Annotated in this window: 23 protein-coding genes and 1 pseudogene; 8 read left to right on the top strand and 16 right to left on the bottom strand. The window is 47.1% G+C overall.

Features of this window, described 5'->3' with window-relative positions; translation table 11 throughout:
• Positions 1 to 35 precede the first annotated feature (35 nt).
• From ACW5MY_RS17150 to ACW5MY_RS17105, 10 genes are all read right to left on the bottom strand, one after another.
• Entirely contained in the window at positions 36 to 569 is a 534-nt protein-coding gene (locus ACW5MY_RS17150) for an SH3 domain-containing protein (RefSeq protein WP_013353836.1), read from the bottom strand.
• Between the two features lie 60 nt (positions 570 to 629).
• A complete protein-coding gene (gene rbsB, locus ACW5MY_RS17145) occupies positions 630 to 1,547 on the bottom strand; it encodes a ribose ABC transporter substrate-binding protein RbsB (RefSeq protein WP_014471113.1) in 918 nt (305 codons plus the stop codon).
• A 13-nt stretch (positions 1,548 to 1,560) separates the two neighbouring features.
• Complete coding sequence (gene rbsC, locus ACW5MY_RS17140; protein WP_013353834.1) at positions 1,561 to 2,532, bottom strand: ribose ABC transporter permease RbsC; 972 nt, start codon at positions 2,530 to 2,532, stop codon at positions 1,561 to 1,563.
• Positions 2,522 to 4,015, bottom strand: coding sequence for a sugar ABC transporter ATP-binding protein (locus ACW5MY_RS17135; protein WP_289393968.1), 1,494 nt, complete (start codon positions 4,013 to 4,015; stop codon positions 2,522 to 2,524). The genes rbsC and ACW5MY_RS17135 overlap by 11 nt, the downstream gene beginning before the upstream one ends.
• A 16-nt stretch (positions 4,016 to 4,031) precedes the next feature.
• Positions 4,032 to 4,427 (bottom strand): D-ribose pyranase, encoded by a 396-nt coding sequence (rbsD, locus tag ACW5MY_RS17130; protein ID WP_289393967.1) that lies wholly within the window; start codon positions 4,425 to 4,427, stop codon positions 4,032 to 4,034.
• Positions 4,424 to 5,305 carry a ribokinase gene (gene rbsK / locus ACW5MY_RS17125; protein WP_289393966.1) on the bottom strand — a complete coding sequence of 294 codons (882 nt, stop codon included), beginning with the start codon at positions 5,303 to 5,305 and terminating at the stop codon, positions 4,424 to 4,426. The genes rbsD and rbsK overlap by 4 nt, the downstream gene beginning before the upstream one ends.
• The gene (locus ACW5MY_RS17120; protein ID WP_065522367.1) at positions 5,298 to 6,287 is read right to left on the bottom strand and encodes a LacI family DNA-binding transcriptional regulator; all 990 of its coding nucleotides are present in this window, start codon (positions 6,285 to 6,287) and stop codon (positions 5,298 to 5,300) included. The genes rbsK and ACW5MY_RS17120 overlap by 8 nt, the downstream gene beginning before the upstream one ends.
• A gap of 93 nt (positions 6,288 to 6,380) precedes the next feature.
• Positions 6,381 to 7,514 (bottom strand): Ger(x)C family spore germination protein, encoded by a 1,134-nt coding sequence (locus ACW5MY_RS17115; RefSeq protein WP_462061632.1) that lies wholly within the window; start codon positions 7,512 to 7,514, stop codon positions 6,381 to 6,383.
• Positions 7,504 to 8,595 carry a GerAB/ArcD/ProY family transporter gene (locus ACW5MY_RS17110; protein WP_289393964.1) on the bottom strand — a complete coding sequence of 364 codons (1,092 nt, stop codon included), beginning with the start codon at positions 8,593 to 8,595 and terminating at the stop codon, positions 7,504 to 7,506. Before ACW5MY_RS17110 ends, ACW5MY_RS17115 begins: the two co-directional genes overlap by 11 nt.
• Positions 8,585 to 10,054 carry a spore germination protein gene (locus ACW5MY_RS17105; RefSeq protein WP_014471106.1) on the bottom strand — a complete coding sequence of 490 codons (1,470 nt, stop codon included), beginning with the start codon at positions 10,052 to 10,054 and terminating at the stop codon, positions 8,585 to 8,587. The genes ACW5MY_RS17110 and ACW5MY_RS17105 overlap by 11 nt, the downstream gene beginning before the upstream one ends.
• 739 nt (positions 10,055 to 10,793) lie before the next feature.
• Here ACW5MY_RS17105 and pgsB point away from each other — a divergent pair.
• The 5 genes from pgsB (at position 10,794) to ACW5MY_RS17080 (ending at position 15,159) form a co-directional block, all read left to right on the top strand.
• Entirely contained in the window at positions 10,794 to 11,975 is a 1,182-nt protein-coding gene (gene pgsB, locus ACW5MY_RS17100; RefSeq protein ID WP_003151337.1) for a poly-gamma-glutamate synthase PgsB, read from the top strand.
• A 14-nt stretch (positions 11,976 to 11,989) separates the two neighbouring features.
• Positions 11,990 to 12,439, top strand: coding sequence for a poly-gamma-glutamate biosynthesis protein PgsC (pgsC, locus tag ACW5MY_RS17095; protein ID WP_003151340.1), 450 nt, complete (start codon positions 11,990 to 11,992; stop codon positions 12,437 to 12,439).
• 18 nt (positions 12,440 to 12,457) lie between these two features.
• Entirely contained in the window at positions 12,458 to 13,606 is a 1,149-nt protein-coding gene (locus ACW5MY_RS17090; protein WP_013353823.1) for a CapA family protein, read from the top strand.
• 7 nt (positions 13,607 to 13,613) lie between these two features.
• The gene (gene edmS / locus ACW5MY_RS17085; RefSeq protein ID WP_013353822.1) at positions 13,614 to 13,775 is read left to right on the top strand and encodes an extrachromosomal elements maintenance protein EdmS; all 162 of its coding nucleotides are present in this window, start codon (positions 13,614 to 13,616) and stop codon (positions 13,773 to 13,775) included.
• A 148-nt stretch (positions 13,776 to 13,923) separates the two neighbouring features.
• Positions 13,924 to 15,159: a C40 family peptidase gene (locus tag ACW5MY_RS17080; protein WP_289393963.1), complete on the top strand. Its 1,236-nt coding sequence runs from the start codon at positions 13,924 to 13,926 to the stop codon at positions 15,157 to 15,159.
• A 38-nt stretch (positions 15,160 to 15,197) separates the two neighbouring features.
• On the opposite strand, the gene ACW5MY_RS17075 is transcribed toward ACW5MY_RS17080, so the two are convergent.
• The 3 genes from ACW5MY_RS17075 to ACW5MY_RS17065 form a co-directional block, all read right to left on the bottom strand.
• Entirely contained in the window at positions 15,198 to 15,923 is a 726-nt protein-coding gene (locus ACW5MY_RS17075; protein WP_014472313.1) for a sunset domain-containing protein, read from the bottom strand.
• 69 nt (positions 15,924 to 15,992) lie between these two features.
• On the bottom strand, positions 15,993 to 16,850 hold the full coding sequence (locus ACW5MY_RS17070) for a Cof-type HAD-IIB family hydrolase (protein WP_013353819.1): 858 nt from the start codon (positions 16,848 to 16,850) through the stop codon (positions 15,993 to 15,995).
• 158 nt (positions 16,851 to 17,008) lie between these two features.
• Positions 17,009 to 17,995, bottom strand: coding sequence for an LCP family protein (locus ACW5MY_RS17065; protein WP_462061631.1), 987 nt, complete (start codon positions 17,993 to 17,995; stop codon positions 17,009 to 17,011).
• Between the two features lie 303 nt (positions 17,996 to 18,298).
• Between ACW5MY_RS17065 and ACW5MY_RS17060 the strand changes: the two genes are divergently transcribed.
• Positions 18,299 to 19,681, top strand: a complete 1,383-nt coding sequence (locus tag ACW5MY_RS17060) for a sugar porter family MFS transporter (protein ID WP_013353817.1) — start codon at positions 18,299 to 18,301, stop codon at positions 19,679 to 19,681.
• A 119-nt stretch (positions 19,682 to 19,800) separates the two neighbouring features.
• On the top strand, positions 19,801 to 21,186 hold the full coding sequence (locus tag ACW5MY_RS17055; protein WP_038463098.1) for a glycosyltransferase: 1,386 nt from the start codon (positions 19,801 to 19,803) through the stop codon (positions 21,184 to 21,186).
• Positions 21,187 to 21,189: 3 nt separating this feature from the next.
• On the opposite strand, the pseudogene ACW5MY_RS17050 reads toward ACW5MY_RS17055, so the two are convergent.
• The 3 genes and pseudogenes from ACW5MY_RS17050 to ACW5MY_RS17040 all read right to left on the bottom strand — a co-directional run bounded on the left by ACW5MY_RS17050 (position 21,190) and on the right by ACW5MY_RS17040 (position 24,880).
• Positions 21,190 to 22,320, bottom strand: a pseudogene (locus ACW5MY_RS17050) (Ger(x)C family spore germination protein).
• Entirely contained in the window at positions 22,317 to 23,423 is a 1,107-nt protein-coding gene (locus ACW5MY_RS17045; protein ID WP_013353814.1) for a GerAB/ArcD/ProY family transporter, read from the bottom strand. Before ACW5MY_RS17045 ends, ACW5MY_RS17050 begins: the two are co-directional and overlap by 4 nt.
• A 5-nt stretch (positions 23,424 to 23,428) precedes the next feature.
• The gene (locus ACW5MY_RS17040) at positions 23,429 to 24,880 is read right to left on the bottom strand and encodes a spore germination protein (protein WP_013353813.1); all 1,452 of its coding nucleotides are present in this window, start codon (positions 24,878 to 24,880) and stop codon (positions 23,429 to 23,431) included.
• 216 nt (positions 24,881 to 25,096) lie between these two features.
• Between ACW5MY_RS17040 and manA the strand changes: the two genes are divergently transcribed.
• The gene (gene manA, locus ACW5MY_RS17035; RefSeq protein WP_013353812.1) at positions 25,097 to 26,047 is read left to right on the top strand and encodes a mannose-6-phosphate isomerase, class I; all 951 of its coding nucleotides are present in this window, start codon (positions 25,097 to 25,099) and stop codon (positions 26,045 to 26,047) included.
• The last annotated feature ends 14 nt before the right edge of the window (positions 26,048 to 26,061 follow it).

Genomic DNA, 26,061 nt, shown 5'->3' with positions numbered 1-26,061 from the left:
GATTTCGCGCTGAATTTGCGAAATCCGTTTTGATATTATGTCAGTTTTTGCAGATCTTTTGTGCTGATATATCCCGTTGCGCCGCCGTAATCGACAAGCGCCCAGCCGAAATCAATGCCGCCGCCGGCTGTTTTTTTCCAGCCTAAGAAAGAAACGCTCGTGTTTTTAGCAAGGGAAGCTTTGACCGCTTGTTTTTCTGTAAATACTTTAGTTTTTGCCGTTGTTTTTACGGTGGTTGCTTCTTTAACAATATAATGAGTAGATACAAATCCTGTTTTTCCGTTTTTATAATGAACTTTTGCCCAGTCAGCGCTCGGGAATGAAACAACCTTTAAGCTGTCGCCTAAATGAAGGATATCAGCTTTCGGACTGGCTGCTGATGCTTTTGTTCTGACGTTCAATGCTTCCGCGGAAACGAGATAAGAATCAAGCGGATAGCTGTACAGATCGTCAATCTTGACCGCTTCTTGCGCGTGTGTCGCGGGAAGAGGCGTTATTCCGGCAGCGGAAGCCGCTGATATTCCCGCTGCAAGAGTCAGGATGGATGCCGCTTTGGCTGTTTTCTTCATCTCTATCTCTCCTTTTACTTCTTCCTTTCACGTTTTTCCGGAAGTATAAACATCAGACGGTTACTTTTGCGTTTGAAGTTTCAATGGAGCGGAAATGGTTTTTTTGATTTTTTCTCCTTTTAGCACCTGTTCCGCCGCTTCGGCCGCCAGTTTTCCGATCAGTTCCGGCTGCTGGGCGACCGTGGCTGTCAGCTTCCCGTTTTTAATGGAAGAAATCGCATCCTTATTTCCGTCAAAACCGACGACCAGAATGTGTTTGCCTGAGCTGTTGATCGCTTCGAGCGCACCGAGCGCCATTTCATCATTATGGGCAAACACGGCTTTGATGTCAGGGTGGCCCTGAAGCAGGTTTTCCATGACGGTTAATCCTTTTGTGCGGTCAAAATCAGCCGCTTGTTTCGTTACGACATCCAGCTTTTTGTCGGCAATATGATGAAAGCCCGTTCCGCGTTCCCGAGTCGCCGATGCACCCGGAACCCCTTGCAATTCTGCCACCTTGGCGCCTTTTCCGAGCTGGTCGGCGAGGTAGCCGGCCGCCATCTCTCCTCCTTTGACATTGTCAGAGGCGACAAGCGTTTCGACTTTGCCGTGTTCGGCTGAACGATCAAGCGCAATGACAGGAATGCCGAGGGAATTTGCCGATTCGACGGCGGTTGAAATCGCTGATGAGTCGGTCGGATTGATCAGCAGTGCATCGACGCCCTGCTGGATCAGATCTTCTACGTCATTCGACTGTTTTGATGAATCATTTTGAGCATCGACAATGATGACCTTCATACCGCGTTTTTTGGCTTCCTTTACAACGCCTTCTTTTAATGAAACGAAGAATGGGTTATTCAAAGTGGAGACGGACAGTCCGATTGTAAATTCTTTTTTATGTTTTGCGTTTGACGGCTTTGCCCATTGGGGCGGTTCAAGTGAACAGGCGGACAGCAAAAACAGTGATAATGCCGCAATCGCGATGATGGCTTTCTTCATAATGATCCTCCTACTATGCCGATTTTTTGCGGTCCAGCAGCACCGCGATTAAAATGACGATTCCTTTGACGACGAGCTGATAAAAAGATGATACGCCGAGAAGGTTCAAACCGTTGTTCAGCGTTCCGATAATCAAAACCCCGATCAGCGTTCCGATGATGCGCCCCCGTCCGCCGGACAAACTCGTTCCGCCGAGAACAACCGCTGCGATGGCGTCCAGCTCGTATGATTCCCCGGCCGTCGGCTGTGCGGAATTTAGGCGTGATGTCAGAATCGCTCCCGCCAGCGCCGATAATAAACCTGTCAGAGAATAGATCATGATCTTGATACGGGGTACTTTGATTCCCGATATCAGCGCCGCTTTCTCATTGCCGCCGATGGCGTATGTCCGGCGGCCGAACGGTGTTTTGTGGAGAAGAATCCATAGGGCCGCAAATGCAATCAGCATCGTAATGGCGGGGACGGGGATGCCGAGAAAATACCCGCGTCCGAATAATTGAAAAGCGTAGTTTGTACCGAGACCCGTAATCGGATTTCCGTCCGTATAGACGAGAGTCAGTCCCCGAAAGACAGTCATTGTCGCTAAAGTGGCGATGAACGGCGCCATTTTCCCTTTTGTTATTAAGAATCCGTTGATCATACCGAGTACGGCGCCGATCGCGCAGCCGAGGATGACGGCTAAGATCGGGTCAATGCCTGATACCATCATACCGGCGACTAATGCGCTTGATAAGGCGAGGATGGCTCCGACAGAGAGATCAATGCCGCCCGTTAAAATGACAAATGTCATTCCGAATGCGATCAGTGCGTTAATCGCAACCTGCCGAAGAAGGTTGAGAATATTGAGCGGTTCAAGAAAACTCGGGTTTAACACAGAAACGATCAACACAAGAATCAGTAAGCCGAGAAACGGACCGAGTTTTTGCGTGAAGGTATGAATGGAAAAACGCTTTTGTTCAGTTGGTGTCATTGGTTCAGTTTTCATTCTGCTGCCCTCCCGTGGCAAGTGTCATGATGTGTTCTTGTGTTGCGCCGGCCGCACTGATTTCTCCATTGATGCGGCCTTCATGGACGACGATGATTCTGTCACTCATGCCGAGAATTTCCGGCAGCTCGGAAGAAACCATGATGATGGCGACTCCGCGATCGGTCAGTTCATTCATTAATGAATAGATTTCCCGTTTCGCGCCTACATCGACGCCCCTTGTCGGTTCATCGAGGATGAGAACTTTTGGGCCGATACCGATCCACTTGGCGATGACGACTTTTTGCTGATTTCCTCCTGATAAGTGCCGCGCCGCGATTTCCGGAGAAGCGGTTTTAATCGTCAGCCGTTTGATGAGCAATTCAACGAACTCCGCCTCGCGTTTTCGGTCAATGATGCCTTTCGGAGAGAAACTGGTCAGGTTCGGCAATGAGATGTTTTCACGAATGGACGTATCCAGCAGCAGCCCTTCATCTTTGCGGTTTTCTGTAATCAGACCCAGTCCCTTGCGGATGGCATCATATGGATTCCGAATGTCGGTTTTTCGGCCGGAAATCCGGATCTCTCCGGAATCGAGCCGGTCAATTCCGAACAGCGCCCTCATGATTTCTGTCCGTCCGGCACCCATTAAGCCGGAAACGCCGAGGATTTCTCCGGCGCGCACATGGAAACTGACCTGTGAAAAGCTTCCTTTTTTTGAGGCGTTTTTCACTTCGAGCACCTTATCGCCGAGTGACGGTGTACGTGTCGGATATCGATCGGTCAGCTCCCGCCCGACCATTTTTTTGACCACTTCATCAAAATTGGTGTCTTTAATATGCGCCGTGTCGACAGTAAGGCCGTTCCGCATAATGGTGATCCGGTCGCAAATTGAAAAAATTTCTTCCATTCGGTGCGATATATAGACGATTGATACGCCGTCCTGCTTTAACGCCGTCATCACTTCAAACAGCTTGCTGATTTCCCGTTCGGTCAGCGCTGCGGTCGGTTCGTCCATAATAATGACTTCGGCGTTTGTCATCAGCGCTTTGGCAATCTCAATCATCTGCTGCTGTCCGACGGAACATTGTCCGGCTTCCCGATCAAGAGGGAGCGAGACACCCAGTTTTTCAAGCTGTGATTTTGCTAGCGTTTTCATTTTCTTCGTTTCCAAAACACCGAATGCCGTCGTCAGCTCTTTACCGATAAAGAGGTTTTCAAGCACCGTCATGTCCGGCCATATATTCAGCTCCTGATGGATAAAGGCGATTCCGTGTTTTTCGGCTTCTTTCGGATTGGAGAAGCTCATATTTGTTCCGTTTATCGTAATATTTCCTTTGTCAAGCCGGTGCAGCCCGGTGAGCAGATTCATTAAAGTCGATTTGCCCGCTCCGTTTTCTCCCATTAAAGCGTGGATTTCTCCCGGCAGAAGCTCAAATGAGACGCCGGAGAGCACTTGGTTTTTCCCGAAGGCTTTATGAATGTCTGTCATGCCGATGTGCATGCTGGATCCCTTCTTTCTAAAAAATCACGCCCGCCTGCAGGATGCAGTTGGCGTATGGCGTCATTTCACCCGTTCGGATGACGGCTTTTGCTTTCCGTGTGAGCCGTTTAAATTCTTCATGGGACATGTATTCGATCGTCTGCTCTGAGAAATGGTTTTCTATAAATCTTGTATTCTCAGGATTTGCGTCTTTGATTTCAGAGGCGGCAACCACCTTTTCGACTGCCATTTCTCCGGCGACCAGTTTGGTGACGTCCCGAAAGGCGGGAACGCCCGCCGTTAAGGACACATCAATTTTAGGGACACCATCAGGGACGGGGAGACCCGCATCGGCGATTGCGATGAGGTCTGTATGCCCGAGATCGGCTAATACTTTGGCAATGTGGCTGTTTAACATTCCGTGTTTCTTCATGACAGCAACTCCTCGACTTCTTTTCTGACAGGCATGCCGCCTTGGGCGCCGAAGTGCTGCACGGACAGGGAGGCGGCGCGGTTGGCAAACAGAAGCGCTTGTTCGATGTCCTGTCCTTCCGCGAGTGCGACGGCAAATGCCGCATTAAAGGTATCGCCGGCTCCCGTCGTGTCGACCGCTTCAACAGGGAAGGAGGGAACGAGCCGTTCCGCGGTGCCGTCTGAGAACCGCACGCCTTGTTTTCCTTCGGTAATAAACAATTTGCCGGGATAGCCGGCGAGTGCTTCTTCTTTCGTCCGATCAGGAAATAAAATGGATGCTTCATGTTCGTTCGGCGTAAGATAAGCGGCATTCTCAATGGTTGATTGTTTCAGCGGGCGGGCCGGCGCCGGATTCAGGATAACCGGAATTTGATGCGCGCGGCAGTAGCTGCACACTTCTTCAACGGTTTCTTCAGGGATCTCCTGCTGGATCAGCACAATGTCAATGCCGGGAAGTTTCGCGAGCGCTCTTTTGGCATAAGCAGGGGAGATGTCATCGTTTGCGCCTTTTACGACGACGATGCTGTTATCTCCTTCTGCGAGCACAATATGAGCCGTTCCGCTTTTTTTGTGTGTAATCGTTTCCATATAGTCCGTATTGACACCGTTTGCCTGCAGATTTTCAATAATCGCTTTTCCGTAACTGTCACTGCCTGCTTTTCCTACCATATATACGTTTGCGCCCAGGCGGGAAGCTGCTACGGCCTGATTGGCGCCTTTTCCTCCGGGCACGGTTTGAAAGTCTGCGCCCAGTACGGTTTCTCCCGCTTTCGGGCGTCGTTCAGATGTGACGACAAGATCCATAGAACAGCTTCCGATAACACAAATTTCACTCACGGTGATCATCCTTTCTCGTCGTTTGTCTTTTTATGTATGTCACGGGCATTTGTATGGCCGTCTCTTTCGGCGGTTCTTTCTTTATCAATTGCAGCAGCAGGTTTGCCGCTCGTTTTCCCATCTCATATGCAGGCTGGCGAATGGTTGAAAGGGGCGGGAATAAAAGCCCGCTCTGCGGAATATCGTCATATCCGATAATCTGAATCTCCTCCGGAACTTTTTTACCGAGCCGCAGCGCCTCATGGAGTACGGCAGCCGCCGCAATATCGTTGCTGGCGATGACCCCGTCGGTTTCCGGGTATGCGGCAAACAATTCTTCTGCTAAAATGGCCGCATCCTTGATGGAAAATGAAGCGGCGGAGATGACATTGAACTGCGCGCCGGCTTTTTGCAGCACATCAAGTGCGCCGTTAAAACGTTCCTGAGCGGTTTGAAGGTGGCCGGGGCCTTTGACAAGCGTGATGCTTGTGCTTTTGCCGCGGAGCATTTCTTCAGCCGCTCGTTTTCCGCCTGCCCGTCCGTCACTGAATACGGACGGGGCGCCTTCTTTTGTCCGATCCAGAAATACGACCGGGTAAAGGCTGCCGCTGTATTCGGGAAGGTCGGGATAATTGGTAGCTGCCAAAATACCGGCAACTTGATTTTGTTTAAATGTTTGCAGGTAATCGAGTTCTTTTTCCAATTCTTCATCGCTGTTGCCGATGATCAGCCGGTATCCTTCCCGCTGCAATTCGTCTTCAGCGCCGCGGGCAAGCTGCGGGAAAAAGGGATTCGTAATATCCGGAAGCAAAAGCCCGACCAGTCGTGATTCTCTTTTATTAAGAGAACGGGCAACTTCATTCGGATAATAATTCAGCTTCTCCATGGCCAGCATGACCTTTGTTCTTGTATCTTCATGCACGTAGCCATTGTCATTGAGGACACGCGAGACCGTGGCAACAGAGACGCCGGCAGCGCCTGCGACATCTTTAATCGTTGCCAACAAACACTCCTCCTTCATTTATGTAACCGTTTACATAGAAAGGGTACCACGAATAATTTCGATTGGCAACAAAAAAAGAGGCCGGGGCCTCCTTTAATTCACGATACCGATTTGTGAGATATTGACTTTGATATCAGGAACAATCTCAATGGAAGGGTAGATCTCACGCCAATTGAGATGCTTGCCCCGCTCATAATAATGGGTTTGGTATCTCCGGCCGATGCCGAAAATATCCGAGTTATGCTCTTGAATATGCCTGATCACCGATCTGGCCTGTTCATTCAGATTGGCTGAAGCCTGTTTGTTAATTTGGCCGATAGCCGTATAAGAACTCAGTTTGTCCTTCGGATACTCCAAGACACGTGCATTCAGGTTTAAACGAATTTTTACTTTCAAATGCTGAGGATCTGTATCTAAAAATACAATCTTTCTCGAGGTATCCGTGATGCCGAGAGAAATGTAATTTTCAATATACATTTTGTATTTGTCCCACAGCTTCAGATTAATATTGGCCGATTTATTAAATTGCCCGCTTAAAAGAGTCAGAAGGGTCGAATCCTGACCGAGCACCTCAGTCACTTTCCGCTGACCGCTGAACAGGGCTGAACCCTCTACCTTTATGGTCTGTCCGTTAATCGATAAATAAGGAAGGGCGAAATCCTCATTAGTTGTCAGCATGCTTGAACGGATGGATTGCAAATTTTCCATGCTGATATTTGATTCCGTATAAGCGCTTGTTAATAAATTCGTTAAATACTTGCTGACGATCAATTTCTGCCGGACGATCAGCTTCAGCACTTCAATCGCCTCGCCGTCCTTTACAACCGCCGGATGAGCGAGGAGCGGACTTTTCGGATCCCTGTAAAATACATCGAGGTATGGAAAGAGCGGTTTTTCCGCCATTTTCTCACCGATTAATAAGACTCTTTGCTTGGACGTGTCAATGCGCTGATCGACAAGCTTATCCAATTGGAACCGCGCTTCACGGATGGTGTGCCCTGAAGCGCTGAGCACCGTCGTAATGAAGGAGCCGCCTGTTTCCTGTTCCGCCTGGGAGGATTGAACCTTCCGATAGGTGATGCCGATTTTATTTTTACCGTCTTGATCCACGTCGAGGCTTGCGGTCAGCACGAGAGAAATATCTTTAAATAAATTTTGGTCCCAGCAGCCCGTAAGCGTAAGGCTTGCACACATGAGACTGATAAGAAGCGCTTTTTTAATGCGCATGGCGGACACCCTTTTTGCGTACAAGGACAATCAATGTCATAAACGCCGGAAACAAATACACAAAGACAATATTGGAAAGACGGAAAACCTGATCCAGCTGCTGTATCGTTTTATCCGTGCTTATGGCCCAAATAGATGGAAGAAAGACGAGCGGGGCCAGCAGATAAACAAACCGGCTGTGGTCTTTTTTGTTGAACAGCTTGGCCATTCCGGTGCTTGCCAAATAAAACACGTTGGCCAATGTTGAAAAGACGGTCACGAACCAAAATGTCAAAAAGAGCAGATCCGTCCGTTCGATAATTCTGAATGAAACGGTTTTTAACAAATACAGCACAGGCTCCGGGATAATCTTTATTTCTTCGGGGCTGATTGTGACAAAGCAAGTAAGGGTGATGTACAGATAGTAAAGGACAATACAGACGTTTGAAATCGTCATTATTTTGTAGCGCTGGCTGACGGTGCAGTTGATAAGGGGCCCGATTACAAGCGCTGCCTGAAAGCCGGTAATGCTGACCAGTGTCTGCTGCACCCCGGTCAGCATGTCTTTGGCGGTTCCGTGAAAAATCGGCATAATGTTTGTCACATCAGCTTTTCCCAGCGTGTATAAAAGCGGCAGAGAGATCAGCAGCAAAAATGGCGTTAAGATAAAGCTGAACCTGGCGATAGCATTCAGCGGGGCTTGGGCGATATAGACAGAACCGAGTATCAGCATTAAGCAGATCACCCAATTCGGAGTCAGAGGGAGCACCCAGATATCCAAGATCCTTGTAAATACAGAAAGAATGAGCGTGCAGAGAAACGTGAAATATAAAATATACAGCACTTGCAGCCCTTTGCCGGCGAATGTTCCGAACACCTCCTCCAGCATTTCGTACAGATTCATCTTCGGAAACCGGTGAAATAATATCATATACAGACTGAATGTTAGCTGGACAAGCAGTCCGGTGAGCAGAATGGAAATCCACCCGCTGCTTCCCGATTTCATCATCAGCAAGTGGGGCAGCGCCAAAATGCCGATGCTGATCTGCGTCTGATTAATGAAAAATACTGCTTGAAGCCGGCTGATTTTTTTAGTCTTCATCTTTTCTCCACCCCCGAACATGTTTAATCTGCTTTGAGTCTTGCGGCCTCAAATAAAACGGCCTTCTTTTAATGAACCAAGCCGGAAGCCGGATAAACGCATCCTTTAAGTCACTGAAATGAAACGGCGTCAGAGATGATAGATAAGGAACCCCGAGAGATTCAAGCTTGCACAGGTTCATCAGGATAAGCCCGAAGCCGAGCCCGATACCGATAAAACCGAACGATGATGCCAGAAACATAAGCGGAAATCTGAGCGTTCGAATGGACGTGCTCATTTCATATGAAGGAAGCACAAAAGAGGAAACAGCCGTAACGGCTACGACGATAATCATCATATTTGAAATGAGTCCCGCCTGAACGACTGCGTCACCGATCACGAGACCGCCGACAATGCCGATCGTCTGACTGATCGGTTTCGGGAGCCTGATACCGGCTTCGCGGATCAGTTCAATCGTAATCTCCATAATCATGGCTTCTATCAGCGGAGGGAAGGGAATATCAACAATCGAATTTTTCATGGTAATAATCAGATCGTTGGGAATGACTTCAAAATGGAACGCAATCAGCGCAATATAAAAAGCGGGCAGCGTAATCGCGATCATAAAGGCGAAAAATCTCAGCACCCTCAAAAAACTGGCGGAAATCCACCTTGTGCTGTAGTCATCCGGCGATTGAAAAAATGAAAAGAACGTGATCGGCGCAATTAAGGCTGACGGGCTCCCATCCATCATGATGAGGACACAGCCTTCCATCACGCTTGCTTTTGCTTTATCCGGCCGCTCCGTATGAACGATCTGCGGAAATATGGAAAACGAATTATCTTCTATCGACTCCTCGATAATTCCGGGCGCAAGCACACTGTCGATACGCAGGTACGAAAGGCGCCGCTTCACTTCCTCCACAATCTCCGGATTGGCGATATTCTCAACAAAAATGACTGCAACCTTTGATTTGGCCCGTTTTCCGATATCCATATAATGAACGGAGAGGTGGCGGTCCTGTATGTGAAACCGCAGCTGATGAATGTTCGTTTCCAAACTTTCCACAAACCCGTCATGGGCCCCGCGGACGATGCTTTCAGATTCTGGTTCCATAATGGAACGCAGCGGATTCTGCCCGACAGAGAACAGCTTCGCCTTACTTGACGCATCGCTGAGAAAAACAACCTGTCCGGCCAAAATCCCGTCGATAATTTTTCTGATCTCATCCGTTTCCGCACTGCTGACAGCATCCATCGCTTCCTCAAGTGAGCCGTTCTGCAAGCTGTCGCTTAACAGAAACTCATTCAGCTTCTGTTCTTCTATCATTTGTTCAATATAAAAAAAAGCGGTTTGACGATCCTGCAGTTTGATCCTTCGTATTTTAAAATCACCGCAAACACACATCAGTTCCTGCATTTTTCGTACAGCCGATTCAAAATCACCGGGAAGCCGTTTGTTTTGTATATCCGCAGACATCAGACCGCCTCCTTTCCGCGTTATCTGTAGTTTTCAGCGGCTATTCCTTTTTATGCATTTTATAAAATAGAGGAATTTATTGATGATGCTTGATGTTTTACCAAGAACTTCACAAATATGGATGAACATTTCTTGAACGAATATAAAGATTTATTAAAATTATTTCAAAAGAGTGATAAATGTCCTGTATACGGAACAAAAGCAAATAGACTTTCCGCATATAAATTGTGTATTTCCTGTAAACACTCCGGACCCGTCTGTTTCTGTCATGTGCAAGTCATTCCGATAGTTATTTTGGAATAGGACTGACAGCAGGATATGGGGGAAAATGAATGACTTTATGACCTTATCCTTAACAAAAAAGGCAGTCTGCATCCAGCGGACGGAGAGTCCCGAATCGTATGCGCAGTGCGGAAAATGCTGATATAACGGGCTGTGAAAAGATGGATTATGATTGCATCTTTTTCTTCCGGAACGCAAATAGTCCATTTAGTCCAAACGAATATCCGCAGGCAAATGTAAACGCATTCATTTTTCTCGAAAAAAATTGAAGTAAGTTCGAAGTCCTGCCTATTCCCAAAAAAAGCAATTCGATAATAGGAAGAATAGCGCCGCTAATAGAGAAGTTTGGCTTAGTGCAGGCGAGGAGATTATGTTACATAATGCCGATTGAGAATTCATAGTGAAGCTATATACTGATGAATGAATTTATCAATACTGAAGGAGATGTCAAAAATCAATGTGGTTACTCATTATAGCCTGTGCTGCCGTACTAATCATCGGAATCATTGAAAAAAGGCGGCATCAGAAGAATATCGATGCTCTGCCAGTACGCGTCAATATTAATGGTATCCGCGGCAAGTCAACCGTAACGAGGCTGACGACCGGAATACTGATGGAGGCGGGCTACAAAACAGTCGGAAAAACGACGGGAACAGATGCAAGGATGATCTATTGGGATACACCTGAGGAGAAACCGATCAAACGGAAACCGCAGGGCCCGAATATCGGCGAGCAAAAAGAGGTAATGAAGGAAACCGTAGAACGGGGCGCCAATGCCATTGTCAGTGAATGTATGGCGGTAAACCCGGATTATCAGATTATCTTTCAGGAAGAACTGCTTCAAGCCAACATCGGCGTCATCGTGAATGTGCTTGAAGACCATATGGACGTTATGGGGCCGACGCTTGATGAAATTGCTGAAGCATTTACAGCGACAATTCCATATAACGGCCATCTTGTGATTACAGACAGTGAATACACAGATTTCTTTAAAGAAAAAGCCGCAGAGCGGAATACCGAAGTTATTATTGCGGATAACTCTAAAATTACTGATGAATACCTGCGGAAATTCGAATATATGGTCTTTCCTGATAACGCTTCCCTTGCGCTCGGTGTTGCCCAAGCTCTTGGTATAGATGAAGAAACAGCGTTTAAAGGAATGCTGAATGCGCCGCCTGATCCTGGCGCCATGAGAATTCTGCCGCTGCTCAGCACGAAGGAACCCGGTCATTTCGTAAACGGCTTTGCCGCAAATGATGCATCTTCTACTTTAAATATATGGAAACGTGTAAAGGAAATCGGCTACCCGACAGATGAACCGATTGTTATCATGAACTGCCGCGCCGACCGCGTGGACAGAACGATTCAGTTTGCCAACGACGTGCTTCCGTACATTAAAACGAAGGAACTCATTCTCATCGGCGAGACAACAGAACCGATCGTCAGAGCTTATGAAGAAGGCAAGATTCCTGCTGATACACTGCACGATCTGGAATATAAATCAACAGACGAAATCATGGACGTGCTGAAAACAAGAATGCAAAACCGTGTCATATATGGCGTCGGCAATATCCACGGTTCAGCGGAACCATTAATTGAAAAAATCCAAGAGTATAAGGTGAAACAGCTCGTTAGCTAGGAGGAAAAGGATAAATGTTCGGATCAGATTTATATATCTCACTTATTTTAGGCGTGTTAATCAGTTTAATTTTTGCGGAAAAAACAGGTATCGTACCTGCCGGTTTAGTCGTACCGGGTTATTTAGGACTCGTTTTTAACCAGCCGGTCTTTATTTTACTCGTGCTGTTAGTGAGTCTTCTTACATACGTCATCGTCAAATACGGTTTATCCAGATTTATGATTTTGTACGGACGCAGAAAATTCGCAGCAATGCTGATTACGGGAATCTGCTTAAAAATCGCACTTGATTTTCTTTACCCGATCGTACCGTTTGAGATATCAGAATTCCGCGGAATCGGTATCATTGTACCGGGTCTGATCGCCAACACCATTCAGAAACAGGGATTAACGATTACATTTGCCAGCACGCTGTTCTTAAGCGGCGCAACTTTTGCCATTATGTTTGCTTACTACTTAATCTAATGTAAGGTGTGTCAAACGATGAAAAAACAATTAACCTTTCAAGAAAAACTGCTGAAGCTGACCAAACAGCAGAAAAAGAAGACCAATCTTCACGTTTTTATCGCACTGCCGATCGTCTTTTGCCTGATGTTCGTCTGCATCCTGACAGGGAAGGCGGAGACGCCGAGTGTAAAAAGAAATGCCGATGACCTTGTGTCAGCCTCATTCGTCGGAGATATTATGATGGGCCGGAATGTGGAGAAAGTGACAAAGCATAACGGAACGGAAAGCGTCTTCCGCTACGCAAAGCCATTCTTCGAAGCATCCGATTATGTGTCGGGGAACTTTGAAAACCCGGTAACATATAAAAAGAACTACAAGGAAGCAGAAAAAAATATCCACCTTCAGTCAAACAAAGATGCCGTAAAAGTACTGAAAGACATGAATTTCACCGTTCTGACGGCAGCCAACAACCATGCGATGGATTACGGCCCTCAAGGAATGCGGGATACGGTTGAAGAATTTTCAAAGCAGAACCTTGAACTTGTCGGTGCAGGCCTGACGCTTAAAGAAGCCGAGGAGAACATTTCATATCAAGATGTAAACGGAGTCAAAATCGCAACGTTAGGATTCACCGATGTTTCCGGAAAAGGCTTTGCAGCTAAACGAAATGCGCCCGGTGTGCTTCCGGCCGATCCTGAGCTGTTTATTCCGATGATCTCTAAAGCCAAAAAGAATGCAGACCTCGTCATTGTTCAAACACACTGGGGACAGGAATACGATAATGATCCGAATGACAGACAGCGCCAATTGGCAAGAGCAATGTCAGATGCCGGAGCGGATATTATCGTCGGACACCATCCGCACGTGCTTGAACCGATCGAAATGTACCACGGCACCGTTATTTTCTACAGCCTGGGCAACTTCGTATTTGACCAAGGATGGACAAGAACGAGAGACACGGCGCTTGTTCAATATCACCTGCAGAAAAACGGCACGGGACGCTTTGAAGTCACACCGATGAACATTCACGAAGCAACGCCTGCGCCGGTTAAAAAAGGCAGCATTAACCATAAAACAATCATACGTGAACTGACGAAAGAATCGAATTTCAAGTGGAGCGTCAAGGACGGAAAATTAACGTTTGATGTGGATCACAGCGATATCTTAAAAAAGAAAGCGGAGTGAAAAACAAATGAAAATCATTAAAGCAGGATGGCCGTTTGCCGCAATCATTATGGTATTTATGTTTATGTCAGCTTTTAAATTCAATGATCAGCTCACAGATCAGGAAAAACAAAAAATTGACACAGAAATGCAAAAAATTCAGCAGGAGGACACAGCGGGCGCAAAATAAGCGCATGCTTCCGCTTGCCGGCATATTTTTTGTACCGAATCCAGTAAAGAATGCCCGTATCGGGCATTCTTTTTTTATACTCTCCTAAACATTTACTTAAAGTTACCGATGTAAGAACTAGTAAAAATAAGGAGAGTGAACAGAAAACATGCTCACAAGCTGGAGGAAGTACATCCTTGCCGGCCTTATGATTTGTCTTGTGGCACCTGCAGTAACGAGAACGGAAATTGCTGAAGCGGATTCTCAAGTTTCTGCCCTGATGGTTTCAGACGCGCAAAAACTTGTCGGAAATAAATATGTTTACGGAGGCGACGAGCCTAAGGACGGTTTTGATCCGTCCGGATTGATGCAGTATCTTTTCAGCAGGCAGAACATCCATCTGCCGAGAACGGTCAGTGATCAATGGAAAGTCGGAGCTGCCGTCAAAGAAAATGAGCTTTTACCGGGGGATATTGTTTTTTTCAAAAAGTCGGATTCATTACAAACCGTGCCCGTCCAAGACGGCCTTTATATCGGAAATGGAGAGATGATACACAGTTCTCCGTCAGCAGGCGTAACCGTCACAAGCTTTCAAAAAAGCAATTATTGGATGAATTTATATCTTGGCGCAAAACGGATTACAAAAGATCCGGAGCTGGCTGATAATCCGATCGTTCAGGAGGCCGCCCGTTATCTCGACATTCCGTATGTATTCGGCGGAAGCACACCTGAAGAGGGATTCGACTGTTCAGGGCTTGTCCAATATGTTTTTGAAAACAAGCTTCACATTTACCTGCCGAGATCTGCGGAACAGCAGTGGCTGGTCGGTGAGAAAATAAAACTGAGCAGCATAAAGCCCGGGGACGTGATTTATTTCAGCGATACGTATAAAAAAGGAATTTCCCATGCGGGCATTTATGCGGGAGAGGGAAGATTCATCCAAGCGAGCCGCTCTGCAAAAGTCACCATTTCCTACTTGTCAGAAGATTATTGGAAAAAACATTATACAGGGGTGCGCCGATTCAGCAATCTGGCCATTTCCAAAGATAATCCCGTGGTGTCAACAGCGGCTGATTATATCGGAATTTCTTATCTGAAAGGCGGCGCTTCACCGGAAACCGGCTTTGATACGGCGGGATTTGTTCAATACGTCTATCAAAAAGCAAAAGGAATCAGCCTGCCGCGTTACGCGGAGAAGCAGATGCAGGCGGGCGCTCCAGTCAGTAAACAGGATTTGAAGCCGGGCGATCTGGTCTTTTTTAAAGCGGAAAGCCTGAACCCGGCCATTTATATCGGCAACGGACAAGTTATTCATGTCACTCTGTCAGCAGGCGTGACCATAACAAATATGAATACGAGCGCTTATTGGAAGGACAAGTATACGGGCAGCATCCGGCTTCCGTAAAAAAAGACGTCAGAGAGTATCTCTGACGTCTTTTCTATTTACCGTTTCGGCGCTCTGAATCCCGCCGCTTCCGCTTCCTCTACAGAACAGAACATTTCCACTGGATCTGTCGTCCGATCGTAGTATGTACTTCCCGGCGTGTGATAAATGCCGTTTCGGCTGCCTTTAATGTTGCATCCCTGTGAGGTGTCGGCTGCCTTCGTTTCTGCATGCCCGCCGGAGGAAGAGGCTGTGTTTTGCGCCGATTCAGCGTTTCCGGCTGTTTTTGTTTCTTCCTTTTGCCGCTTTAATGTTTTATTTTCTGACTGAAGCGTTTCAGCGGCCTTTTCGAGTTTCTTTTGTGAATCTTTTAATTTCTCATTGTCTTGTTTGAGTGATTTGTTTGTTTTTTTCAGCTCATTTATTTCTTTGCTGAGTTTGCTGAGTTTTTCTTCATTGCCTGCTTCGGCCTCGGATTTTTCCTTTTCGGCCGCGGCGCTGATGCTTTCATATTTTTTCTCAAGCGCCTGATGTTCCTTCGTCAATTTTTGATTAGCCGTATCAAGGGTGCTGTATTTCTCCTCCGCTTTCACGGCCGCTGTGTCCGGCTCTGCCGAGGAGCCTCCGATTAAGAACAGGATAAACCCGCCGATGAGAAGGGGCCAAAACAGCTTTTTTGAAAAACGTTTTTCTTTTTTTACTGCTTTGCATATGAGATGGAATATTCCGTATCCAAGTGCGAAGAGAAAAGCTGAAAATCCAATAATAGCGATTGCATTCGACATCATGAAACTCCTTTTTGGAAACATGAAAAGCCAGGTCGTGGAAGACCTGGCTTTTGCCGGACAGATTTTTTATTGTTCATTGTCGAGAAGCCGGTTGATGAAATAGGCAACACCGTTTTCATCATTGCTTTTTGTAATATATGTGCTTTTTTCTTTCAGTTCATCAATCGCATTGCCCATGGCGATGCGGTTTCCGGCCGCTTCAAACATGGAGAAGTCATTCGGGCTGTCGCCGATGGCGTAAATATCCTGTTTTTCTATTCCGTACAGTGAAGCAAGCTCCCTCAGAGCCCGTCCCTTTCCGGAACCGGCAGGGAGGATTTCGATAATGTGTTTTCCGGAAGAAGTCTGGGATAATTTCGGGTGATGTGTAATTTCTTCTTTGGCGTTTTTCAGTTTTTCCATATCAAAAGAGAAACAAAGGAGCTTGTAAATATGTTCGTCTCCGTCAAAAATCGCCTGTATATCCTGCACGGGTTTAATGCCGAATTGTTTGAACTGCGTCTTTGCGCCCTCCCACAATGTCTGAATATCTTCCTCAGGATTGGCGCTTTTCAGAATGTCCAGTTCCGCCTGCAGTTTGGACTCGCCGTCAAACGGAGACAAGAGATGATCATCCGTATAAACCTCAAAGTAAATATCGTTTCCCGTTAAATAAGCGGCGATATCCTTACCGGCCTGCTGATCCATTAAGAACCGGCTGATGAGGCGGTATCCTTTGTCGTGAACTGTCCCGCCGTTTGCCGCAATGATCGGAATATCCAAATCTTTTAAGAGCGCCTTAACGTCAAAAGTGGCTCTGCCCGTACAGATGGCCACAAGAATGCCCGATTCATCCGCTCTTTGTAAAGCCGCTCTGTTTTCCGGAGAAATCACACTTTCCGAGTTCAGTAATGTGCCGTCTAAGTCAATGGCTATCAATTTCATATGTATGGATGCCCTCCTTAAAAATAAAGCTGCTTCATGTAGTATGTTCAGCTTTTTGTGAAATCAGCACAGAAAGCCGTCAGTTAAAAGGCTATACCTTCATGTCCTTTTTTTCAACAGAAAAACGGCGGGGTTTGCTGAAACCCCGCCGTGACATCTTACTCGTCTAAATCTTTTTTTAATGTCGCTTTCACTTCTTGAAGCTTCTCCTCATTCAGCTTGAAGTAATAAATATTTTTGCCGTACTGAGGAGTGTAAATATAGCTGTCTGAACCTGTCAGCTGCAAAGAATCCACTTTTTTCAGCGATGTGATAAACGGAAACAGGCCGATGGCATCATTAAGAGATAAGTTCATTTTTAAGTTTTTCCCTAAGCTGTCGACGATATCGTCATAAGAAGGGATCGAGCTTAACGATTTAGATTTGTTAATAATGGCGCTCAGCACTTCCATCTGTCTTTGTCCCCGCATCAGATCGGTGTCCGCTTTGCGTGTTCTTACATAAGCCAATGCCTGCTCGCCGTCAAGCATCTGAACGCCCGGCTTCAGCACGACTTTTCCTTTTGTATCGACTTTAATACGATCGGCAATTTTCTGGCTTTTCACATTTACCGTAACGCCGTTCAATTCATTGACGACATCCCGGAATGCGTTAAAGTTGCTCTCAACCACATAATCTACCGGAATATCAAGCATGTTTTCTACTGTTTTATAAGTTAAATTATAACCGCCGTAAGCATGTGCGTGCGCGAATTTGTCATAGCCGTGTCCCGGGATATTGACATAGGAATCCCGCGGGATGCTGAGCATTGTCGCTGTTTTCTTTTTCCGGTTGAAGGTGACAAGCACGTTGGCGTCACTTCTTGCGTCATCTACTGATTCGCCCTTATTGTCACGGGCGTCTATTCCTAAAAGCAATACGGTGAAAGAATCCTTCTTCGGATCAAACTCTTTGATCCGTTTCACGGACTGGTCGCCGCGGTCAAGGCTGACGTGCGCTTCTTTGGTCGCACTATTCAGTTTCACAAATGCGTAGGTGCCGACGGAACCGGCGATCACCAATAAGAAAGCGGCAAAAACCAGTACAAATTTCACCCATTTTCTGAGGCGTCTTTTCTTTTTTCTGCGTTGAGATCGTTCTTCCATATCATTACCTCTCGTTTCTATTCTTTGTGAAGCGTACCATAATTGTTGACTTGGAACAACTCTGCAAATGAGAAAATTCCAAATCTTTCTCTCTATTTCGACAACATCTACTGTTATTTTTGCATCAGGTTCACATTATATTGGACGGCAGGAACCGGGAAATGTTTCGTCGCTTTGTAAAAAATAATCAGTAAAATAATGGATGTTAACAATGCGAAGGTTTGAAACAGTCGGAAACAGGCAAAAGAAGCAGTAGAACAATTCCGCGCGGATACAGCGCAGGATGAGGGGAGTCAATCTAACATGAAAAGCATACACTCGAATAAATGGCTCTATTTTTTCGGCGCCCTCGGCGGCGCTTTATACGGATATGATACCGGGGTCATTTCCGGGGCTATTTTATTTATGAAAAAAGAACTGGGGCTGAACGCCTTCACAGAAGGCCTTGTCGTCAGTTCGTTATTGGCGGGGGCGATTCTCGGCTCGGGATTCGCCGGCAAGCTGACTGACCGGTTCGGCAGGCGGAAAGCCATCATGGGGGCGGCGCTGCTGTTTTGTATAGGCGGATTAGGAGTCGCATTTGCACCGAATACACAGGTGATGGTTCTTTTCCGGATCATTCTCGGACTGGCTGTCGGAACATCTACAACGATCGTTCCGCTTTACTTATCGGAGCTGGCTCCGAAGCATAAACGGGGCGCGCTTTCTTCGCTGAATCAGCTGATGATTACGGTCGGAATCCTCGTTTCGTATATCGTGAATTATATATTTGCCGATTCAGGCGCTTGGCGCTGGATGCTTGGTCTTGCGGTTGTGCCGTCAGTCATTCTGCTGATCGGAATCTTATTCATGCCAGAAAGCCCGCGCTGGCTGTTTACGATCGGTAAAGAAGATAAAGCAAGAGAAATTCTTTCGTCATTGCGGGGAACGAAGAATATTGATGACGAGATTGATCAGATGAAAGAGGCGGAAAAGGAAAACGAAGGCGGTTTGAAAGAATTATTTGAGCCGTGGGTGAGACCCGCGCTGATTGCCGGCCTCGGACTTGCCTTTTTGCAGCAATTCATCGGGACAAATACAATTATCTATTATGCTCCGAAAACATTTACCAGTGTCGGGTTCGGCAATTCTGCGTCTATATTGGGAACGGTCGGAATCGGTGCCGTCAATGTTATTATGACGCTTATGGCTATCAAAGTTATTGATAAAATCGGGCGGAAGCCGCTGTTGCTGGCCGGAAATGCGGGCATGGTCATCAGTCTGCTCGTATTGGCCGCGGTCAATCTTTTCTTTGAAGATTCAGCAGCCGCATCATGGACAACGGTTATTTGTTTAGGCCTGTTTATCATCGTGTTTGCGGTCAGCTGGGGACCTGTCGTGTGGGTTATGCTTCCGGAATTATTCCCGCTGCATGTCCGCGGTATCGGGACGGGTGTCTCGACTTTGGTGCTGCATGCCGGAACATTGCTTGTCTCATTAACCTTTCCGATGTTAATGGAGGCCGTCGGAATCAGCTATTTATTTCTCATATATGCCGTGATCGGGATACTGGCATTCCTGTTCGTCCGGTTTAAAGTGACCGAGACAAAGGGGAAAAGCCTCGAAGAAATCGAACAGGATCTGCGAAGCCGTAACGGCGGCTCGGAATCAGAGTCAGAGTCAAAACAGCAGACAGTTCATCCTTAATAGTCCGGTATAAGAGGGGGCGGTGATACACCGGCCCCTTAAAACTGATGCGTGCCGCCCGGCCACATAAATGACAGGAATATGTCATACGTTAGTATAAAGTCACGATAAAGGCGGGGATGCCGGTGAAAACGAGCATTATTATCCTTACATATAATGAGCTGGAACTGACGAAAAAATGTCTGGCCAGCATTGATCAATACACCGACAAAGAAGAGATAGAACTGATTATAGTTGATAACGGTTCATCAGACGGAACAAGAGACTACATATCAAGCCTTCCTGACGTCAAAGTCATTCTAAATGAAAAAAATCTCGGTTTCGCCAAGGGCTGCAACCAAGGAATCGAAGCGGCTGAGGGGGACAATCTGCTGTTTCTGAACAACGATACGATAGTCACCAAAAATTGGCTCAGCGCCATGCTGAGAGTGCTGTATCAATCTGAAAAAACCGGTATGGTCGGGCCCGTCAGCAACTATGTCAGCGGTGATCAGATGATCCATGACGCGTATCAATCGCTGGATGAGCTGGAGTCATTCGCAGAAGCTTATTGTGAAAGGGAAAAGCATAACACGAAGCGGGTGTTCCGTCTTGTCGGCTTCTGCCTGCTGGTGAAAAAAAGCGTCATGGAAGACATCGGCCCGTTCGATGAACAATTCGGATACGGTTCTTTTGAAGATGATGACCTATGTCTGCGCGCCCTGCAAAAAGGCTACAGCCTCCACATCGCCCGCGATGCCTTTGTGCATCATCACGGACACGCGACGTTTACGGCTAATCAGGATATCAATATCAATCAATTATATGTGGAGAACCGCCAGCGGTTTACGGAAAAATGGGGCACTGATTTTACGTACTTTACCCATCCGAGACCGGAAATTGCTGAGCTCGTTCCCCGGGATGCGAAACGGATACTTGATGTCGGCTGCGGCGCGGGAGCTACGGGACTGGAACTTCAAAACAGGCAGCCCTGTGAACTGTACGGAATAGAACTGCACCCGCTGGCGGCGCAAGCGGCAAAAGGGCACTATGAAGCGGTTCTGCAAGAAGATGTCGAAGAAGTGAAGCTGCCTTATCCGGAAGGCTTTTTTGATTGCATCATTTTTGCGGACATCCTTGAGCACTTAAAAGATCCTTGGCGTGTCATTGAAACGTATTCGTCTTATTTATCGCCTGCCGGGTCAATCGTATGCAGCATTCCGAATATTTCTCACGCCGAAGCGCTGTTCCCGCTTCTGCTCGGTGACTGGACATACAGAGACGCAGGCATTCTTGACCGCACCCACTTGCGTTTTTTTACGCCGCAGACGGTGCGCACGCTCTTTCCGGAAGAGACATTTGACGTAAAAAAACAGTCCTATACGTATGTTCACGTTGATGAGCGGGTGCAGCTGTTTTTACAGGAAATCACACGCATGGCGCAGGCGATGCAATTTCCGGTGACACAGCTGCCCGAACAAAGCCGGATTTATCAAATCCTCCTCCGTGTCGAAAAAACACGCTGAAGCCTATCGTCCCATCGTTCCGAAGTTGACAATCTGAATGGAAACATCATAGTCAAAATCGGCTTCAGAGAAAGTCTCATCCCAATGATTCTTCACTTTCTTCCAATAGTCGGGATATTGGATGCGGACTCTGTCAGAAAAGAATACAGGGTCCGTTTCATATTGATTCTGCAGCTAATCGATGACTTCTTTTACATCGCTTTTCAGTTTTTTTTCGAAAATCTTTTCCAGCCCGTTTAAATAATGCTGATTGAATGAATCCTCACCGGCATATTGATCCTCTGACAAGAGGCCTTTTGTTTTCACCGCTACGTGAAATGACAACTTTCCGTTTTTCAGCCGTGGGGTGATTTTGGATGTTGATTTTTTTATCTCGAAGGTAATCGGGTGTCCTCCTTTATCCATAGCGGGCAGCACGCCGCCCTGTATCGTTCCCATCAGCCAATTCAGGCTTTGTGTTTCGTATGATGACAGAAATCCTGCCAGTCTGTTTTGTTTTTTGTTTTTGATTATGGCCGCTCCGTCATACACCGTTTTTCCTTTTTGATTGCTGACGGCCTGAATGAGAAAGCTGACTTTATTATGGCAGTAAATTGATGCTCTCCCGATTCGGAGCGGTTTTAAAATTTTCCCGTTGTAGCCGCCGTTGTTCGTGAGGTCGATCAGCTTTTCCGCGGCCATGGGCTGCTGCTGATTCGGCGTCGGCTCCGTCAAAATATCGGACGCTTTCCCTCTTGCCGCGAAGAGATAGCTGCTCCGCCGCAATTCATCATCGCGGATAAAGTGATTCATCATTTGCAGTATATTTTGATCGGCCAGCAATTTGTCGCTGAAGATCAGCACTTTTAAATGATCGCTGTAAACGGGCGGATCTTTTAAAGAGACATCACTGACTGCTTCAAGAATGGTATCCCCCCGCGTCGTCACATTGACAAACACGGGCCGGCCGGAAGCCTGGCTGTTTTCACTTTGGGGCAGCAGATTTTGATAGGTTAATTTATATTGGCGGTCACTCGTTACATCAATGGCCACCCCCCGGGCGAAAGATACCTTTTCGACTTCCTTCGCGTCCCAGCATCCTGAAAGCATCATCAGTATGAAAAGCGCCGCCGCCCATTTTATGTAAAGTGTCATGACGTCTGTTTCCTCCCGGCTATTTTCTTCAACCAGCTGACAAACCAAGTGAGAAAAGGAATCATAAGGACGGCAAAAAACGTATACCCGAGAATATTCGCGAATGCAAACACACTGTTGATATCATCGGGGTACATCGAAAGGCCGAATGTCACCGCTAATAATCCTCCCAGCAGCCAGCCATTGTTTTTATTTTTCAGCCCGAAAATGGTGTTAAATCCGAGATGCGCCCCTTTAAAAGAGCCGAGCATGCAGGTAAACTGCTGACATGTCCACGTAATTAAAAGAAAAATATCAAACCGTTCAATGAAAATTCCCTGGATTTCCAAGGCATGAATAAGGGAAATTGTCGGATACGTCACCGTTTTTGCTTCAGCGACCGACATACAGCCGATCACGACAAGCAGCGTAAAGCTGTAAAATAAGCCCGCGCTTCCGATGCCGAAGACAGCCGCCTTTTTCGCCTGCTTCGGATTTTTCATAAACGGCACCAGAAAAAGAATCACTTCAAGTCCCGAAAAATAAAGAAGGGTCCGCGGAAACAGCTCAAAAAAGCTTTTGTAGCCCCCTTCCATGACCGGACGGACGAAATCCAGATTAAACAGTCTCAGGCTGAATATGAGCAGCGTAAGCAGAATGATGATCGTAATCGGAAAAAGATAGGCATAGAGCTTTGAAATGGGATAGACCCCGCCCGTCACATGGTAAATGCCGACTGCCAGAAAGATGAATATGACGACACCCATCGGCGTGTTTTTCAGTAAAAAGTAGTTGATGACTTCACCGAGAAAACGGGCTTGGAAACAGACGGTGACGACAAAATAACAGCTCATGAACAAATTCAGCAGCGAACCGACGGCGCGGCCCATAATCCTTTGATTCAGCTCATAAATGGTTTCTCCGCTGTTCTTCTGCAAAAACGGCATAAAGAGCAGGACGATGCCGATAAAAACGACACTCTGCACAAGAATAATGATCCATCCGCTCGGACTGTCGGCTGATGCGGCGGAACGCGGCAGTGTTAACACGCCGGCTCCGATCATTGTGCCGCTTACCATGAGAAGGGTCTGCATAAAAGTCAGCTTGTCTTCCGGTTTTTTCATGGGGATCACCTTTGCCTGATTTTATCTTTTGTCTCTTTTCTGGTCGGCCGTTTTTTCAAAAGGTGTGTCGGCAGTCTGACAATCGTATCCTTTAAGTCCTGGCCCGGCTGCGCCATAATCGGAATGATATAGTCCTGACCGAAGCTTTTCAGGCGCATCAGATGGCCGATGACAAGCAGATAGCACATGATCAGCCCGTATAAACCTAAAATCGCCGACAAAATCATCGAAAAAATACGGATGAGCCTCAGCGGAAAATTGAACACATAGGAGGGCGCCGTAAAAGAGGCCAATGCCGTAACGGATACGACAATTACCATCATCGCGCTGACGATGTTCGCCTGAACGGCGGCCTGGCCGATCACCACGCCTCCGATCAGGCCGATCGTCTGGCCGATCGGCTTCGGCAGCCTGAGTCCGGCTTCTCTGATCATCTCGATCGTAAAAATCATGATTAACGCTTCAACAAAAGGTGGGAACGGGACATTCAATCTGCTTCCGGCAATCGTCACCGCCATTCTCGTCGGTAAAAGCCCGGCGTGAAACGTAACGAGCGCAATGTAAAGGCCGGGTAAATAAATCGTGATTAAAATGCATGTATACCGAAGCAGCCTGAGAAAGGTAACCGGAATCCACCGCTGATTATAATCGTCAGGAGAGTGGATAAATTCATCAACGGTAGCCGGCATCAAAAGGGTAAAAGGCGTTCCGTCCACAAGAACGGAAACCCTTCCTTCCAAAAGAGCGCCCATGACCCGGTCGGGACGTTCGGTCGTCAAAATGGTCGGGAAAATGGAAAACGTGTTATCTTCAATGAGCTGCTCTATAGCTCCTGATTCCGGAATGTCGTCAATGGTGATGGAATTCAGTCTTTTTATCACTTCTTTTACGACATAATCAGGCGCGATATCCCGAATATAGGCCACGGCGAGCCGCTTTTTTGTCCGCTCGCCGAGTGTGATCTCTTTGATCTGAAGGTTGGGATCACCGGACTGCTCACGCAAAAGCGCCGTGTTCGTCCGAAGCTTTTCGACAAAGCCTATTCTCGGCCCCCGTTCAAGCACTTCTGAAGCCGGTTCTTCAATATCCCGCATTTTAAATGTTTCCGTATCAAAGGAAAGGGCTTCTTTCCATCCTTCAGCCAGCAAAACCGATTTGCCGGAAAGAATGTCTGCCTCAACATCCTCAAGTGAAGAAAGCCGGGTGTGGCGATATCCGAAAGAAATGGATGACAGCGGTGTTTCAGCCGGTTCCTTCTGATGCTCTGCGGCCGTCTGCACGGGAGAAATAATATATTCGGCAAGCAATTGATTTTCGGTCAGCCCGTCTATATACACAAGACAGGCGTCACATTTGCCGTTTCCGTACGTAAACGAATAAAACATCATATCATCGCTTTGGCCGAACCGTTTTTTCAGCGCTTTAAGGTTTTGGCCGAGCTCAGCATTTATCGTCACAATGTTCCCCCCTTCCATCAGTTATTTTAATTTGCGACAAACAAGGCATTTTATTCTGGAACAGGAAATGACTGAGCATTCCGCCTTATCCGAATGGTATAATGAGCAGGTCAGCCATTTATACATATTGTTTTTTAACTGCGGCTCCCTCCGTGTTTTAAAAAAGATACAGGGGGAATGGGATATGAGCCGCTTTTTAAGGGGAGGGGAACGAACATGACGCAAGAGCCGATTTTTTTACAGCCTGTATGTAAAGAAAAAATATGGGGCGGCACGTTATTACGCGAACGATTCGGATACGGCATACCTTCAGAAACAACCGGCGAATGCTGGGCGATCTCAGCCCATCCGCACGGGATGAGCACGGTCAAAAGCGGTCCGTATCAAGGGAAAACCCTGATGGAACTGTGGGATCAGCATAGAGAATTATTCGGCGGAACGGAAGGGGACAGGTTTCCGCTGCTGACGAAAATACTGGACGTCAAACATCATCTGTCCGTCAAAGTCCACCCTGACGATTATGACGCAGAGGAGCATGGACAGGGCGAAACGGGAAAGTCTGAGTGCTGGTACATTATCGACTGTAAAGAAAATGCGGAAATCATATACGGTCATACGGCCCGTTCGAAAGCGGAGCTTGTCACCATGATCAACAGCGGTGATTGGGAAGGCCTGCTGCGCCGCGTGAAGATCAAACCCGGCGATTTTTATTATGTGCCGAGCGGAACCATTCATGCCATTTGCGCCGGGGCGCTCGTGCTTGAAACGCAGCAGAATTCAGATGCCGCCTACCGGATATATGATTACGGGCGTACAGATCAAAACGGCGGGACGCGTGATCTGCATATCCGCGATGCCGTCAATGCCGCCACCGTCCCTCATGTGGACGGATTTTTAGATGAATCAACCGAAACGAGAAAAGGCGTCACCATCAAAACCTTTGTGCAGGGAGAATACTTTTCTGTATACAAATGGGATATCAGCGGGACGGCGGAAATGACCCAGGACGCTCCGTTTATGCTGTGCAGCGTTATAGAAGGGAGCGGCTCCATCATCTGTGAAGGCAAATCCGCAAAGCTTGAAAAAGGCGCGCATTTCATACTGCCGGATCAGATGCCTGACTTTACGATAACCGGAGAATGCACAATCATCGTTTCTCATATATAAATCATTCAAACTTA

The organism is Bacillus sp. Bwzl_19, from assembly GCF_054900515.1.
The sequence above is the reverse complement of the archived record's forward strand: the minus strand, read 5'-3'. Positions and strand labels throughout refer to the sequence as shown.

Excerpts from the sequence above, each read along its gene's own strand:
- ACW5MY_RS17150 (WP_013353836.1), bottom strand. The coding sequence starts at position 569 with ATGAAGAAAACAGCCAAAGCGGCATCCATCCTGACTCTTGCAGCGGGA.
- rbsB (WP_014471113.1), bottom strand. The coding sequence starts at position 1,547 with ATGAAGAAAGCCATCATCGCGATTGCGGCATTATCACTGTTTTTGCTG.
- rbsC (WP_013353834.1), bottom strand. The coding sequence starts at position 2,532 with ATGAAAACTGAACCAATGACACCAACTGAACAAAAGCGTTTTTCCATT.
- ACW5MY_RS17135 (WP_289393968.1), bottom strand. The coding sequence starts at position 4,015 with ATGCACATCGGCATGACAGACATTCATAAAGCCTTCGGGAAAAACCAA.
- rbsD (WP_289393967.1), bottom strand. The coding sequence starts at position 4,427 with ATGAAGAAACACGGAATGTTAAACAGCCACATTGCCAAAGTATTAGCC.
- ACW5MY_RS17115 (WP_462061632.1), bottom strand. The coding sequence starts at position 7,514 with ATGCGCATTAAAAAAGCGCTTCTTATCAGTCTCATGTGTGCAAGCCTT.
- ACW5MY_RS17110 (WP_289393964.1), bottom strand. The coding sequence starts at position 8,595 with ATGAAGACTAAAAAAATCAGCCGGCTTCAAGCAGTATTTTTCATTAAT.
- ACW5MY_RS17105 (WP_014471106.1), bottom strand. The coding sequence starts at position 10,054 with ATGTCTGCGGATATACAAAACAAACGGCTTCCCGGTGATTTTGAATCG.
- pgsB (WP_003151337.1), top strand. The coding sequence starts at position 10,794 with ATGTGGTTACTCATTATAGCCTGTGCTGCCGTACTAATCATCGGAATC.
- pgsC (WP_003151340.1), top strand. The coding sequence starts at position 11,990 with ATGTTCGGATCAGATTTATATATCTCACTTATTTTAGGCGTGTTAATC.
- ACW5MY_RS17090 (WP_013353823.1), top strand. The coding sequence starts at position 12,458 with ATGAAAAAACAATTAACCTTTCAAGAAAAACTGCTGAAGCTGACCAAA.
- edmS (WP_013353822.1), top strand. The coding sequence starts at position 13,614 with ATGAAAATCATTAAAGCAGGATGGCCGTTTGCCGCAATCATTATGGTA.
- ACW5MY_RS17080 (WP_289393963.1), top strand. The coding sequence starts at position 13,924 with ATGCTCACAAGCTGGAGGAAGTACATCCTTGCCGGCCTTATGATTTGT.
- ACW5MY_RS17075 (WP_014472313.1), bottom strand. The coding sequence starts at position 15,923 with ATGTCGAATGCAATCGCTATTATTGGATTTTCAGCTTTTCTCTTCGCA.
- ACW5MY_RS17070 (WP_013353819.1), bottom strand. The coding sequence starts at position 16,850 with ATGAAATTGATAGCCATTGACTTAGACGGCACATTACTGAACTCGGAA.
- ACW5MY_RS17065 (WP_462061631.1), bottom strand. The coding sequence starts at position 17,995 with ATGGAAGAACGATCTCAACGCAGAAAAAAGAAAAGACGCCTCAGAAAA.
- ACW5MY_RS17060 (WP_013353817.1), top strand. The coding sequence starts at position 18,299 with ATGAAAAGCATACACTCGAATAAATGGCTCTATTTTTTCGGCGCCCTC.
- ACW5MY_RS17055 (WP_038463098.1), top strand. The coding sequence starts at position 19,801 with ATGCCGGTGAAAACGAGCATTATTATCCTTACATATAATGAGCTGGAA.
- ACW5MY_RS17045 (WP_013353814.1), bottom strand. The coding sequence starts at position 23,423 with ATGAAAAAACCGGAAGACAAGCTGACTTTTATGCAGACCCTTCTCATG.
- manA (WP_013353812.1), top strand. The coding sequence starts at position 25,097 with ATGACGCAAGAGCCGATTTTTTTACAGCCTGTATGTAAAGAAAAAATA.